The sequence below is a fragment of the Streptomyces sp. NPDC004610 genome, from assembly GCF_040609715.1.
GTDB lineage: Bacteria > Actinomycetota > Actinomycetes > Streptomycetales > Streptomycetaceae > Streptomyces.
In genome coordinates, this window is sequence record NZ_JBEXLA010000040.1 from 33,057 (window position 1) to 47,088 (window position 14,032).

The following is a 14,032-nucleotide window of genomic DNA, read 5'->3' on the forward strand; positions in this document are numbered from 1 at the left end:
GGGCTCACGCCCTCCTCTGAGCGACAGCCTGCGTGATCGCCAGCGCGGTCACCAGCAGCCCTGAGGCAAGGGCGAGCAGCCCGCCTGCCGGCGCCACGACGGACGCCGGGTCCGGTGCGTTCTGGAGGCGGCCCAGGAGGAGGTTGACCGGGGAGACGCCCTTGCCCAGCAGCACGGCCAGCAGGAGGGTCAGCGCCACGGCCAGCGCGTAGCCCTGACGCCGGAACACCAGCCGTGAGCAGACCAGCCCGATCGCCATGCCGGTGACAGCGCACACGAGTTGCGCCAGGGTCCCCAGCAGCAGGTCCGCCGGGCCGGGTGCGTGGGTGCCCAGCAGGAGCGGCAGCACCAGACCGGCGGGCGTGAACAGCAGACACCACACCCCGGCCGTCACGACCGTCGCGAGCAGTACGCGTGGGTGACCTCCGGCGCTGACGGTGACGATCGAGCGGTGCGGCCGGTCCTCAAGTCCGATCAGCGCCATGGTCAGCCAGACCGAGCACGGCAGCATGACCCCGGCCACCGCCGCGTAGGTCGCGGTGAGCGGACCGGTGTCGCTGCTGGTCAGCACGGTCACCAGCCCCAGGAACAGGAGCAGCGGGGCGAGGTAGCGCTGGGAGAGGAGCAGGGTCGTGCAGAGGTAGCGGACGAGGGCGATCACCGGGAGGTCCGCCTTGCGTCGGCCTGAGGGTTCGGCAGTTCCTCGTCCCCGGGCTCGGACCCGGGTTCGGGTTCGGGCTCGGGCTCGGGCCAGGTCAATCCCGCCACCGACCACCCCTGCCGCAGCGCCCTCAGCAGGACGGCGTCCGACCGGTCCCCCGTCACCCGGAGCACCACACCCCCGTCGCGCCGCGCGGCGTCCACCACGCCCGGCAGCCCCGGCCAGTCCACCTCCGCCGGGGTGGCGCCCGTGCGCGGGACGGTCAGCAGCACCTCGGCCATCGGGGCGCGGCTTCCGGGGGAACGGTCGTCGCCGGGTCGTCGGGTGACCCGGCCCCCGGCGAGGGCGTAGACGCCGTCGGCGCGCGTGTCCACCGTCGCCTCGCGGTGGTCGGTGAAGACCACCGAGCCGCCCTGCGCCGCCACTTCCCCGATCAGCTCGGCGAGGACGCCGTGCGCCGAGGTGTCGAGGCCCGACCAGGGTTCGTCGAGGACCAGCAGATCGGGCATGACCAGGAGGGCCTGGGCCAGCGCCACTTTCTGCGCATTGCCTTTGGAGAGCGTGCGCAGCTCCGCGTTCTGGCCGCCCACCAGGGAGAACCGGTCCAGGAGGTGGCGTCCCCGGGCAGCGGCGGCGGAGGTGGAGAGACCTCGGATACGGCCCAGGTGGACCAGGTAGGACAGCGCCGATATGCGGTCCTGCGCGGTGAAGCGGTCCGGTACGTAGCCGATGACCGGCGGCCGGCCCGACACCCTTCCGATGGTGGGCCGGGTCAGTCCGGCGAGGATTCTCAGCAGGGTCGACTTGCCCGAGCCGTTGCCGCCCACCACCGCGAGCACCTCACCGGCCGGGACGCGCAGATCCACGTCCCTGAGGACCCACCGCCCTCCCCCGTACCCATACCCGTACCGCTTGCCGACCGCCTCACAGCGCAACAAACCGACTCCTCGATGTGGCCGCACGTCTGTCTACCCGCCCGGTGCCGCCATGTCCACCGCCGCCGGGGATGCCATGACGACCCCTTGACAACCCTCCCCACCCCCCGGCACTCTTCCATTAAGCAGAAAGCAACTTCCACCATACGGAAATCACGGAACTCACCGACACCATACGCACGGAAGGGAGCGCGGCCCCGATGGGATTCGCAGACCAGCGCTTCAACGTCAACCTGTCGATCCTCTTCACCGAACTCCCGCTCCTGGAGCGCCCCGCCGCAGCCGCCGCGGCCGGTTTCTCCGCGGTCGAGCTGTGGTGGCCCTGGGTCGGCTCCCCCACCCCCGCCCGCCCGGAACTCGACGCGCTCAAGGGCGCGATCGAGGACGCCGGGGTGCGGCTCACCGGGCTGAACTTCTACGCCGGGCAGCTCCCCGGACCCGACCGGGGCGCGCTGTCCGTCCCGGGCGAGGAGTCGGCAAGGTTCCGGGCGAATGTGGAGGTGGCCGCCGAGTTCGCCGGCTCCCTCGGCTGTACGGCGCTCAACGCCCTGTACGGGAACCGGGTGGACGGCGTCGACCCCGCCGCGCAGGACGCCCTGGCGCTGGAGAACCTCGCCCTGGCCGCACGGGCCGCCGACCGGATCGGCGCGACGCTGCTGATCGAGGCGCTGAACCAGCCCGAGTCCCCGAGGTACCCACTGGTCTCCGCACCGGCCGCCGTCGCCGTCGTCGACCGGGTCAACGAGGCCACCGGGCTGGACAACGCGCGGTTCCTGATGGATCTGTACCACCTGTCGATGAACGGGGAGGACCTCCCCCGGGTGATCGCCGCCTACGCCGACCGGACCGGGCATGTGCAGATCGCCGACAACCCCGGGAGAGGGGCGCCCGGCACGGGGACGCTGCCGCTGGAGGAGCTGCTCGATCAGCTCGCCAAGGCGGGGTACGACGGCTGGGTCGGGCTGGAGTACAAGTCCGCCGGGGGCGGGGCCACCGCGTTCGACTGGCTGCCCGTCGCCGCACGCGCGGCGCGCTGAGCCGCATCCACACCGTTCAGATCAGAGAGGTTTCCCCACCATGAGCAGTCTTCCCAAGGTCGCCTGGATCGGGCTCGGCATCATGGGATCGCCGATGTCCGAGAACCTGATCAAGGCCGGGTACGAGGTCACCGGGTACACCCTGGAGCGGCAGAAGCTGGAGCGGCTCGCGGCGGCCGGGGGAACCGCCGCCACCTCGCTCGCCGAGGCCGTACGGGACGCGGATGTCGTCATCACCATGGTGCCCGCCTCCCCCCATGTCGAGGCCATCGCCTACGGCCCGGACGGCATCCTGGAGAACGCCCGCCCCGGCACCCTGCTGATCGACATGTCCTCCATCACCCCGCAGACCTCCATGGATCTCGCCGCCGCCGCGAAGACGAAGGGCATACGGGTGCTGGACGCGCCGGTGTCCGGCGGCGAGGCGGGGGCCGTCGAGGCCGTGCTGTCCATCATGGTCGGCGGCGACCGGGCCGACTTCGACACCGCCAAGCCGATCTTCGACGCGCTCGGCCGGACCATCGTGCTGTGCGGGCCGCACGGCTCCGGTCAGACCGTGAAGGCCGCCAACCAGCTGATCGTCGCCGTGAACATCCAGGCGTGCGCCGAGGCCGTGGTCTTCCTGGAGAAGTCCGGCGTCGACCTCGGGGCCGCGCTGAACGTGCTGGGCGGCGGGCTCGCCGGGTCGACCGTGCTGGCCCGCAAGAAGGAGAACTTCCTCCACCGCGACTTCAAGCCCGGCTTCCGGATCGATCTGCACCACAAGGACCTGGGCATCGTCACCGACGCCGCCCGCACGGTCGGTGCCGCCCTCCCCGTCGGTGCGGTGGTGGCCCAGCTGGTGGGCTCACTGCGCGCCCAGGGCGACGGCGGGCTCGACCACTCGGCGCTGCTGCGGTCGGTCGAGCGGCTGTCCGGCGATCAGGTCTGATCCCGAGCATGACCTCCGGTCCGATCCGCCGGGCCCCATGACTCCGGGCGGTGCCGGTGCTGACAACTGTCCTGTCGCGCCCAAGCACCGGCACCGCCCGGGATCCACTCCACTCCCGGCGCCGATGTCAGCGCGGGAATCGGCATCAGACCATCCATACGTCCGCCAGGGCCGACGACCCGGATGAGGGGTGGTCACCGGCCCGGCGGACCCGGCGAGGACCGCGGCGGCGTGCGAGCCAGTGCGGTGGTGAAGGCCCCGCAGTGCCCTTCTCGACCTGAGGGAAGAGCTGCGGAGCCGTCGCCGCCGCCGCGGTCCCCCGCCTCACCGGCGTCACCGGTTCAGCGACCTCCCGGCCTCACCCCGCCTCACCGGCGCCGCCCCACCCCTCAGCCCTCCAACCGCGCCTCCAGGATCGAGAAGGGGTTGTACGACGGCCCCGGGATCAGCCGCGTCTCGGTGAACCCGGCGGCCCCCAGCAGCCGCCCGTACTCGGCCCGGCTGCGTTCGCGGCCCGTGCCCACCCCCAGCATCGCCAGGTCGTTGAACTTGGCCGGGTGGGACGCGTCGGTGTCCGGCAGCACCGCCTCCACCACGACCAGATGCGCCCGGGGACGCGCGGCCTTGGCGATGGTGCCCAGCAGGGTCGCGCACTGGTCGTCGTCCCAGTCGTGGAGCACCGTCGACAGGATGTAGACATCCGCGGCCGGGACCTCCTCGAAGAAGTTCCCGCCCACCGCCTCGACCCGGTCGGCCAGTCCGAGCGCCGCCAGCCGCGCGGTCGCCGGGGCCACCGCCGCGGGGACGTCCAGCACGATGCCCCGGCGCCGCGGAGCGCCCCGGCGTCCCTGGTCGGGGCGGTCGAGGAGACCGGCGAGGACCGTGCCGTCGGCGCCGCCGATGTCCGCGACGATCTCACCCGGCGGCAGCGCGTAGCCCGCCAGCACATCCACCTTGATGGACAGGGCGACATCGCTCATCGCGCCGATCAGGCTCGTCAGGTGCTCGGGGTGGGCGTCCAGCCAGGCGCCGATGGTCTGCCCGAAGTGGGCCTGGAAGGCGGGTTCGCCGGTCCGGACGGTGGTCACCAGATCGCTGAACGGGTGGTAGTGGGTGTCCATCCAGAACCTGGCCAGCGCACGGACCGACCCGGGCCCGTCGGCCAGGGTCGCGCCCAACGGGGTCAGCGCGAACACCTGGGCGTCGTCGTACGCCACCACGTCCAGCGCCGAGAGGAAGCGCAGCAGACGGGTGAGGGCGTCGGGGTCGGTGCCGGTGGCGGCGGCGAGGTCGGCGACCGGGAGCGGGCCGTCCAGCAGGGCGTTGGCCAGCCCGAGTTCACCGAAGGCGTGCAGGGCCTGGGACTGCTGGAATCCGGCGAGCAGCTCCGCCATGTGCTGGGTGTCGGCCACGGTCGGCCGGGGCCGGCGCCGGGTGGTGGGGACGTCGACGGTCATACGGCACTCCTCGGGTGGGCGGGGGCGGACGGGTGGGCCGGGAGGGGGTCGTCGAACCGGTGCCAGTAGGAGGACCGGCCGGCGTCCGGGCGGCGGTGCAGGGGGTCGCGGACCAGCCGGGCGACGACTCCGAGCGGGACGAAGACCAGCGCGTAGAGCACGAACAGGGCGGCGGTCACGGCGGCATCGCGGAGCAGGGTCATGGGAGGGTGAGGCCCCTTTCACGGAGGTCATGGGGGTCACGGGCGTGCCACGGGCGCCAGGGGCGTCACGGGGATCGCCGGTCAGTCGAGGGGGATCTCCGCCCGCCAGTCGCCGTCCTCGCTCCAGCGGGGCTGCTCGGCGCGGTCGAGGAGGTGGTCGCCGAGGGCCAGCAGATCGATATGGGTGCGCATGAAGCAGCGGTAGGCGTCGGCGGGGCTCGCCACGATGGGTTCGCCGCGCACATTGAACGAGGTGTTGACCAGCACCGAGCAGCCGGTGAGGTCCCGGAAGTCGCCCAGCAGCCGGTGCAGTACGGGATCGCGTTCCTTGTCGACGGTCTGGATCCGCGCGGAGTGGTCGACATGGGTGACGGCCGGGATGGCGCTGGAGACCGAGCGCAGCCGCTCCCCCACCGTCATCGCCCCCGCCCCGCCCCCACCGGCCACGGGACCGCCGGACGCAGGACCGTCACCGGCCCCCGCCCCGCCCTCCGCCCCGCCGCCCCCGGTCCGCTGCCGCTCGGCGATCCGGCCGACGATCAGCATGTACGGGCTGGGCTGGCGCAGATCGAAGTACTGCTCGGCGTCCTCGGCCGGCACGATCGGGGCGAACGGGCGGAACGACTCCCGGAACTTGATCTTGAGGTTCATGGTGGACTGCATGTCCGGGCTGCGGGCGTCGCCGAGGATCGACCGGGAGCCCAGGGCGCGCGGCCCGAACTCCATCCGCCCGGAGAACCAGCCCACCACCTTCCCGTCGGCCAGTTCCTGGGCGACCGCCCGGGTCAGCTCCGGGCCGCGCAGGGTGCGGTACGGGTAGCGGTGCTCGTCCAGGAAGCGGCGGATCGCGGCGTCGTCGTAGCCGGGTCCCAGGCGGGCGCCCTTCATGGCGTCGCCGCCGTGCGGCACATGGGCGCGGGAGCCTTCGTGGCGGGCGGCGAGCAGGGCCGCGCCGAGCGCTCCCCCGGCGTCCCCGGCGGCGGGCTGCACCCACACCTCGTCGAACAGTCCGCGCTCCACGATCCGGCCGTTGGCCACGCAGTTGAGGGCGACGCCCCCGGCCAGGCAGAGCCGGGACTCACCGGTCCAGGCGCGGGCGGTGGCGGCCAGTTTCAGCATGATCTCCTCGGTGACCGCCTGCACCGAGGCCGCGAGATCGAACTCCCGCTCGGTCAGCGGGCCCTCGGGCAGCCGCCGGGGGCCGCCGAACAGTTCCTCGAAGGCGCGGCCGGTCATGACCTGGCCGTGGAGGAACGCGAAGCGGTCGGTGTGCAGCCGGAAGGAGCCGTCGGCACGGATGTCGACCAGCTTCTCCTTGATCAGGGCCGCGTACCGGGGGCGCCCGTAGGGGGCGAGGCCCATCAGCTTGTACTCGCCGGAGTCGACCTTGAAGCCGCAGAAGTAGGTGAAGGCGGAGTAGAGCAGCCCGAGGGAGTGCGGGAAGCGGAGTTCGGCGACCGGCCGCACCTGGTCACCGGTGCCGTGCCAGATGGAGGTGGTCGTCCACTCGCCGACCCCGTCGACGGTGAGCACCGCGGCCGACTCGTACGGACTCGGCAGGAACGCGGAGGCGGCATGGGTCTCGTGGTGGCCGTAGCTGACGACCGGCGGGGGCGTGCCCTGCCCGAGGTCCGCGAGGCGCCGGGCGACCGTGCTCTCGGTGCGGGCCTTCCAGGCCAGCCACTGCGGCAGGACGTCCCGGAAGGACCGCCAGCCTCGGGGGGCGGTGGCGGCGTAGGTGCCGAGCACCCGGCGGAACTTCAGCGCGGGGCGTTCGTAGTAGGCGACCGTGTCGAGGTCCCGGAGGGTGGCTCCGGCCTCGCCGAGACAGTAGGTCACGGCGTGCTGGGGGAACGCGGGGTCGTGACGGCGTCGGCTGAATCGTTCCTCCTGCGCCGCGGCGATGATGTCACCACCGCGCACCAGGGCGGCGGCGCTGTCGTGGTAGTAGGCGGAGATGCCGAGAACGGTGGGAGCCACTGCGGAGGTCGTGGAAGTCGTGGAGGTGGTGGGGGTCGTGGGGGTCATCGGGGGTCAGCCCCTTCCGGCGGGGAGGGAACGCTCGGCGGCGCCGCGCCCTCGGAGGCGGGCGTAGAGGGCGGAGCCGAGCGTGCGGGGGGAGTTCAGCGAGCGGTAGCCGATCCGGATCCGGCGCCAGATCGCCGGGTCGCCGCCGGGCCCGAGGACCCCGGGGACCTGCGCCATGAAGGCGTCCACGGCCTCGGCGGCCCAGGCGGAGTGCCCGGTGGCCACGTTGTCGATGGTGTTGTGCAGATCCACGAACTGGGTGCTGAAGCCGTACTTCTCCAGGCCGACGCGGGCCGTGCGATAGCTGCCGCCCACGCCGGACAGCTCCATCGCCAGATTGAGTCCGAGGATCTCCGGCTGGAAGGTGCGCGGGAAGCGGGAGACGCTCAGCCAGAAGACCGGCAGGGCGAACGACTCGTCATGGAAGCCGGGCCACTCGGCGAAGGCGGCGGAGGCGGTCGGCGGCAGTTCGTGCCCCATCTCGCCCAGCAGCCGACGATAGATCCGGGGGTGGTTCAACTCCCGTTCCCCATTGCCCAGTTCGTCCCAGTAGGTCCGGAAGAGCAGATGACCGACCGGGGACGAGGCCAGCCGGTAGTCGGTGAACCCCTGGAGCCAGGCCCCGTCGATCATGATGAGCGGCGCCAGTTGCAGCGTGGACGAGATCAGCTGCTCTCTGGTGGGTACGGGGGTGTCGCCGCCGTCGGCCGCACCGTCGCCGATCTCCGCGCCGAACTCCACCCCGAACTCCGCGCCGTGCCGGTCGTGTTCGGCCAGCAGCCAGGGCGACAGACCCCGCTCGGGATCCCAGCGGGCGGGGAGCTGATGGGGCGCCGCGTCGAGCCGGAACCCGCTGCGGATCAGCCAGCGCCGGGCGTAGTCATGGGCGTAGCGGCGGATCGCGGGCGAGTCCTCCCGGGTCAGCAGCCGCCGGTAGGCGTCCCGGGTGGACCCGGGCCCGGCCGACTCCGGAGGCCGCTGCGGGGCGGTCTCCCCGGGCTCCGGCCCGGCGGTCCGCCGGAACCAGGTGCGCTGTACGTCGTGCAGTGCGCGCCGGTCGGCGGTGGGGGTGCCGTCGGCCGGGAGCTGGGCGATCCAGCGGCGGATCGCGGCGACCTCGTCCTCGGTGAAGACCCGGAACATCGGGCCCGTCTCGGAGATCAGCCCCCGGATCAGCGGACTGCGGTCGGGGTTCCCGGGCCGGACCAGGGGGCTGGCGGCCAGGGCGTCCAGGAAGGGGGCGGGGCCCGCCTCGATATCGGCGAACCACTCGGCGAGCGGGCGCCCGTCGAGCCGGTACCGCCCGTGATAGACGGCGGCCTGCCGCGCCCGGCCGAACAGCAGCCGCCAGATGTCGTAGTCGGGGTGATGGGCGAGGACCGCCTCCCGTAACAGCGCCTCGCACCAGCGGCGGTACTCGCGGGCAGCGCGGCGGAAGCCGTGCCGGAGGCGGTCGGGGGCGGTGGGGCGGTCGGGGGGCGGGGGCGCTCCGGGTCCGAGTGGCGGTCCGGGTTCGGGTTCCTCCGGTGCCAGGCACAGGCCGGCCGCGGTCAGGGACCGTTCCAGTGCGCTCGGGCCCTGTCCCGTGCGGGTCGAGCCCAGGTCGATGTCCCGGGCGGTCATCGGGCCGAGGGCGGTCTCGGGGAGCACGGCGAGCGGGGGCGGGGTGCCCACCGCGCGCAGGAACAGATCCGCGCCGAGGATCTCCGCGAAGTACCGGTCGGGCTGCCTGCTCATGGCGAGCAGCAGGGCCGGGAGCCGGAAACTGACGTTCTGAATCAGGTCGTTGGAGGTGAGTCCCACCCCGTCGGTGTCCAGCGGGAGCCGGTGGTGGGCCAGGGCGGCACGGTAGGCGCTGCCCCGGTCGGCGCCCGGGTAGCCGACGCCGAGGTCACCGGCGTACAGGGCGAGGATCTCCAGGGCGAGGCCGGTGTCGCCGTTGGCGGCGCTGGACATCCACTGGAGCCAGGAACCGGCGGACAGCGCGAGCGGGGCGGAGTTGAGGAGCAGGCAGCGCACCACCGGCTCCGTGGCGGCCTTCGCCCCGAGTTCCGTACGGAACCGTGCGGTCTGCTCGGCGCCCCAGCGGCGGGCCTCGTCGGCGAGTTCCCCGGCACCGGCCGTGCCGGGGTCCTCGTCGGGGACGGGGGTGTCCAGGGGGGTGAGGGGCAGGGCGCCCTCCGGGTCGAGGGCGCGGAGGTAGAGGAGTCGGTCCGCCGTCGCGGTGTCGGGGGTCGGCGTCACGGTGGTCCTTTCCGGCTCGGGGCAGGATCAGAACGCGGGGTGGCCAGAACATGGGCCAAGACGTGGGCCAGAACGTGGGGTGGCCACATCATGGGTGATCACATCACGGGTGATCAGAACATGGGTGATCAGAACATGGGGTAGATGGACCCGTCGTTCTTGCGCCTGCGGCGCCGACGGAAGAAATCGAGGAGTTTGCGGATCACGGGGTTCTCTCCTTCTCTCCGATTCCGAAAGCGGCGCACAGCGATGTGGTGACCAGACCGTTCCCCCGGTCATTGAGGTGCACGGGGTCCACGAACAGCCAGCTGTCCCGGTCCGGGTGGGACCCGAGGGCCGAACTGAGATCGAGGAAATCGACGCCGCGTTCCCGGCAGATCCGCGCGGTCTCGTCCGCGTACCGCTCATGGGCCTCCGCGGTGAGCGAGGTGCGGAATCCGGCCCACATCGTGGACCAGAGGGAACCGTCCTCGGCGAGCAGGACGCTCTCCTCGACGGAGGGTATCTTCCCGGTCCAGGGCAGGGTGGGCTGGAGCGCGAACCGCACCCGCGCGCCGGTCGGGGCCAGCAGTTCCAGCAGCCGGTCCAGATCCCTGCGCAGGGCACCGGCGGCGGTGGAGATCCGCTGGTCGAGGGGCGGTTCGGGCGGTACGGGCGGCCCGGACCGGGACAGCAGCCGGCGCAGCCCGGAGCGCGGACGGGAGACGGTGGCGACGGAGGTGCGCCGGACGGCGACCCCGCTCAACTCTCCGTAGAATTCTCCGGAGAAGAAGAACTGGCCATATCCCCGGTCGGCGCCGGGTAGCGCGGAGACGACGAGATTGTTGAGCCCGGAGAAGATCAGCACATCCTGGATCTGGGGCAGTTGATGCCGGTGCAGGAGGAAGAGCAGGACTTCCTGGGTGGAATTGAAGGCGGGGGCCGCGAGATTGAGCCAGGGAGTGCCGGATTCCCGGCTGAGGAGGGAGGCGAGGGTGGTGCGATCCGATCCGGCGCCGAATCCGAAGGCCGAGGAACCGCCCATCAGCAGACTCACCGGGCCCTCGGGGAGATGGTCGCCGAGTGACTGGGGCTCGCCCCGCTCGCCGTGGGAGAGACGGAATCCCCGGGAATCGGTGGTGAGGACCGGTGAGTGGTGGTCCGGCTGGTTGAAGTACATGACATAGGGCTGCCAGTGCACCCCGCTCATGGCGAATTTCTCGTACTGCGCCAATTGCGGGGCCAGGGCCGCGGGGGAATCCATGTCACCTCTCACGGGCAGGCGTGGGTGGGGGTGGGTGAGGGGGTGAGTGAGGGAGGGGAGTGAGGGGGTGCGGGGGTGAGGTAGGGGGTGAGGCAGGGGGTGATCAGGCGACCGGGGCGGGCACGGTCGGCCGGGTGGTGGTGGCCCGTGCGGAGTGCCGGCGGATCGAGCGCAGCAGTGCGCCCGCGTGATCGTGGGCCAGCAGATCGCCGAGCACATGGAGCTGGACGCGGATCAACCGGGCCGCCTCCTCGTCCAGCAGCAGCGGGGCGCCGAACTCGTCGGCGACCAGCGCCCGATGGGCCTGATGGACGACCACCTGCGGCTGGGGTACGACGATATTGCCGAGTTCGTTGAGCATCGCGGCGGTGTCGGCGAGCCCGCGATAGCCCCGGGCGCGGGCCGGGGTGGCGGTGAGCACCACGATCGCCTTGCCGGTGAGGGCGGGTTCGTCCTTGGGCCGGGACGCCCAGTCGATGGCGTTCTTCAGTACGCCCGGCAGGGAGTGGTTGAACTCGGGGGTGGCGATGACCAGTCCGTCCGCCTCGGTGAGGGCCCGGCGCAGCCGGGTGACGGGTGGGGGCGGGGTGCCGGTGTCGGCGTCCTGGTCGTAGAGCGGCAGCTCGGCGAGGCCGTCGTAGGACTGCCAGTCGAAGGTGGTGGGGGCGAGTGGGGGAAGGCAGCGCAGGAGGCGGGAATTGAGCGAGTCCTCGCGCAGCGAGCCGGACAGCATGAGCACGCGGTACATGACACATCCCCTCATGTCAGGGGTGGGATGAGTCGAAAGCTATATTCCTCTAGAGGATTTAACAAGAGAGCCTTCCTCCGCTTAACTGACATGGCTGGAAACCGTCTCTCGCGCGTGCGGGTGCGGAGCGCCCGCCCGCGCAGCACCCTGAAGGCATGGCACTTCCATCGCCGCGTCCACGGATCGTCGTCCACGCCCCGGCCCTCGACGGCACCCGGCGGGTCACGGAGGACGACGAGACCCTCGGGGTCGCCTCGCACCTGGACGATGTCGGCGAGATCCTCCGGCTGGCCGACCACTATGTGACGGACGTCGGGACCAGTGATCTGGTCGAGTGGCAGGGCGGCGGACCGGAGGAGTGGCCGGGGCTGTCGGAGGAACAGCACCACGGGTCGCCGTGACACGCCATGCGGCCCCCCGCCTCGGTGAACGGAGGCGGGGGGCCGGGTGGTGCGTGGGCCGGAATCTGGGGACGGGTAGCTGGGACGGACCTCGGGTCAGACCCGGATTCGGCCTCCGGACCCGGACCCGGACCCGGACTAGACCTGGCCTCCGGTCCCGGTCTCCGGCCCCGGATCAGACCTTCAGTGTCCGGATCGACGTCGGTGCGTGCCCCGGCTCGGTGGCGATCTCCTCGAACTCCACCACGTTCCCGATGTCGTTCGTCGTGGACATGGAGATGTTGGTGACCCGTTCGAGGATCGCCTCGACGACCACCGGCACCCGGAACTCGGCGGCCAGCTTCTTGGCCTGCTCCAGCGCGGCGCCCAGCTCATTGGGGTCGGTGACCCGGATCGCCTTGCAGCCCAGGCCCTCGGCGACCTTGACATGGTCGACGCCGTAGACGCCGAGTTCGGGCGAGTTGAGGTTCTCGAACTCCAGATTGACCTGGAAGTCGATCTCGAAGGCGCGCTGGGCCTGCCGGATCAGACCGAGGTAGGCGTTGTTCACCAGCACATGGACATAGGGGATGCGGTGCTGGGCGCCGACGGCGAGTTCCTCGATCAGGAACTGGAAGTCGTAGTCCCCGGAGAGGGCGACGACCAGGGTCTCGGGGTCGGCCGTGGCGACCCCGAGCGCGGCCGGGACGGTCCAGCCGAGGGGGCCCGCCTGACCGCAGTTGATCCAGTGCCGCGGCTTGAAGACATGGAGCATCTGGGCACCGGCGATCTGGGAGAGGCCGATGGTGGAGACATACCGGGTGTCGGGCCCGAACGCCTTGTTCATCTCCTCGTAGACCCGCTGCGGCTTGATGGGGATGTCGTCGAAGTGGGTGCGGCGCTGGAGGGTGGCCCGCTTCTCCTGCGCGGCGGCGGCCCAGGCGGAGCGGTCGGGCAGCCTGCCGGCCGCCTTCCGTTCGCGGGCGACCTCCAGGAGGAGGGCGAGGGCGGCCCCGGCGTCGGAGGCGATGCCGTAGTCCGGGGCGAAGATCCTGCCGATCTGGGTGGGTTCGATGTCGATGTGCACGAAGGTCCGCCCGGCGGTGTAGACATCGAGGCGGCCGGTGTGGCGGTTGGCCCAGCGGTTGCCGATGCCGAGCACGAAGTCGGACTCCAGGAAGGTGGCGTTGCCGTAGCGGTGCGAGGTCTGGAGGCCGACCATCCCGGCGTTCAGCTCGTGGTCGTCGGGCAGCACGCCCCAGCCCATCAGCGTCGGGACGACCGGGATGCCGGTCAGCTCGGCGAACTCCACCAGCAGTTCGGACGCGTCGGCGTTGATGACCCCGCCGCCCGCGACGATCAGGGGGCGCTCGGAGGCGTCGAGGAGGGCGAGGGCCTTCTCGATCTGGGGGCGGGTCGCGATGGGCCGGTAGACGGGCAGCGGGGCGTAGGTGTCGGGGTCGAACTCGATCTCGGTGAGCTGGACATCGAGCGGCAGATCGATCAGCACGGGGCCGGGCCGCCCGGAGCGCATCAGATGGAACGCCTGCTGGAAGACGCCCGGCACCTGGGCCGCCTCCAGCACGGTGACGGCCATCTTGGTCACCGGGGCGGCGATGGACGCGATGTCGACGGCCTGGAAGTCCTCCTTGTGGATCACCGCGGTCGGGGCCTGGCCGGTGACGCAGAGGATCGGGATGGAGTCACCGAGGGCCGAGTAGAGCCCGGTGATCATGTCGGTACCGGCCGGGCCGGACGTACCGATGCAGACACCGATGTTGCCGGGCTTGGTGCGGGTGTAGCCCTCGGCCATGTGCGAGGCGCCCTCGACATGGCGGGCGAGGGTGTGGGCGACGCCACCGGACGCCTTGAGCGCCGCGTAGAAGGGGTTGATGGCCGCGCCCGGCACACCGAACGCCTGGGTGACGCCTTCGCGCTTGAGAATCTCGACTGCCGCGCGGGCAGCGGTCATACGAGCCATTGAGTACTCCTGCTTCGGCTGTCGGATGCACTCCCGTCGCGCCCCGCGGTGAGCACGCCCCGAATCTCGCACTGCTTTCGGTCTCCGCAACGAGCTTCGCTTGATCTTCCACATTGCGGAAATTACTTTCTACGATCTGGAAGTAATGTAGGAGTGGTGGCCGGGGCAGTCAAGACAACCGACG

At 71.6% G+C, this 14,032-nt stretch carries 12 protein-coding genes; 3 read left to right on the top strand and 9 right to left on the bottom strand.

Going from position 1 to position 14,032, the window contains the following annotated elements:
- Positions 1-4: 4 nt before the first annotated feature.
- Together ABZX40_RS34070 and ABZX40_RS34075 are read right to left on the bottom strand one after the other, a co-directional pair.
- Positions 5-661 (bottom strand): hypothetical protein, encoded by a 657-nt coding sequence (locus tag ABZX40_RS34070; protein ID WP_355746455.1) that lies wholly within the window; start codon positions 659-661, stop codon positions 5-7.
- A complete protein-coding gene (locus tag ABZX40_RS34075) occupies positions 658-1,596 on the bottom strand; it encodes an ABC transporter ATP-binding protein (protein ID WP_355746572.1) in 939 nt (312 codons plus the stop codon). The genes ABZX40_RS34070 and ABZX40_RS34075 overlap by 4 nt, the downstream gene beginning before the upstream one ends.
- A 200-nt stretch (positions 1,597-1,796) precedes the next feature.
- On the opposite strand from ABZX40_RS34075, the gene ABZX40_RS34080 reads away from it, so the two are divergent.
- Both ABZX40_RS34080 and ABZX40_RS34085 read left to right on the top strand, forming a co-directional pair.
- Positions 1,797-2,633, top strand: coding sequence for a TIM barrel protein (locus tag ABZX40_RS34080; protein WP_355746452.1), 837 nt, complete (start codon positions 1,797-1,799; stop codon positions 2,631-2,633).
- A 40-nt stretch (positions 2,634-2,673) separates the two neighbouring features.
- Positions 2,674-3,564 (top strand): 2-hydroxy-3-oxopropionate reductase, encoded by an 891-nt coding sequence (locus ABZX40_RS34085; RefSeq protein ID WP_355746449.1) that lies wholly within the window; start codon positions 2,674-2,676, stop codon positions 3,562-3,564.
- A gap of 389 nt (positions 3,565-3,953) precedes the next feature.
- On the opposite strand, the gene ABZX40_RS34090 is transcribed toward ABZX40_RS34085, so the two are convergent.
- The 6 genes from ABZX40_RS34090 to ABZX40_RS34115 all read right to left on the bottom strand — a co-directional run bounded on the left by ABZX40_RS34090 (position 3,954) and on the right by ABZX40_RS34115 (position 11,487).
- Positions 3,954-5,021 (bottom strand): methyltransferase, encoded by a 1,068-nt coding sequence (locus tag ABZX40_RS34090; protein ID WP_355746447.1) that lies wholly within the window; start codon positions 5,019-5,021, stop codon positions 3,954-3,956.
- On the bottom strand, positions 5,018-5,224 hold the full coding sequence (locus ABZX40_RS34095; protein ID WP_355746444.1) for a hypothetical protein: 207 nt from the start codon (positions 5,222-5,224) through the stop codon (positions 5,018-5,020). Before ABZX40_RS34095 ends, ABZX40_RS34090 begins: the two co-directional genes overlap by 4 nt.
- 81 nt (positions 5,225-5,305) lie before the next feature.
- Positions 5,306-7,204: a carbamoyltransferase gene (locus tag ABZX40_RS34100; protein ID WP_355746569.1), complete on the bottom strand. Its 1,899-nt coding sequence runs from the start codon at positions 7,202-7,204 to the stop codon at positions 5,306-5,308.
- Between the two features lie 54 nt (positions 7,205-7,258).
- A complete protein-coding gene (locus ABZX40_RS34105) occupies positions 7,259-9,496 on the bottom strand; it encodes an iron-containing redox enzyme family protein (RefSeq protein ID WP_355746441.1) in 2,238 nt (745 codons plus the stop codon).
- Positions 9,497-9,698: 202 nt separating this feature from the next.
- On the bottom strand, positions 9,699-10,739 hold the full coding sequence (locus tag ABZX40_RS34110) for a GDSL-type esterase/lipase family protein (RefSeq protein WP_355746439.1): 1,041 nt from the start codon (positions 10,737-10,739) through the stop codon (positions 9,699-9,701).
- Between the two features lie 103 nt (positions 10,740-10,842).
- Positions 10,843-11,487, bottom strand: a complete 645-nt coding sequence (locus ABZX40_RS34115) for an NAD(P)H-dependent oxidoreductase (RefSeq protein ID WP_355746436.1) — start codon at positions 11,485-11,487, stop codon at positions 10,843-10,845.
- Positions 11,488-11,642: 155 nt separating this feature from the next.
- Between ABZX40_RS34115 and ABZX40_RS34120 the strand changes: the two genes are divergently transcribed.
- Positions 11,643-11,888: a hypothetical protein gene (locus tag ABZX40_RS34120; RefSeq protein WP_355746433.1), complete on the top strand. Its 246-nt coding sequence runs from the start codon at positions 11,643-11,645 to the stop codon at positions 11,886-11,888.
- Between the two features lie 175 nt (positions 11,889-12,063).
- Here the strand turns inward: ABZX40_RS34120 and gcl are convergent, their stop codons facing one another.
- The gene (gene gcl, locus ABZX40_RS34125; protein WP_355746431.1) at positions 12,064-13,848 is read right to left on the bottom strand and encodes a glyoxylate carboligase; all 1,785 of its coding nucleotides are present in this window, start codon (positions 13,846-13,848) and stop codon (positions 12,064-12,066) included.
- Between the last annotated feature and the right edge of the window lie 184 nt (positions 13,849-14,032).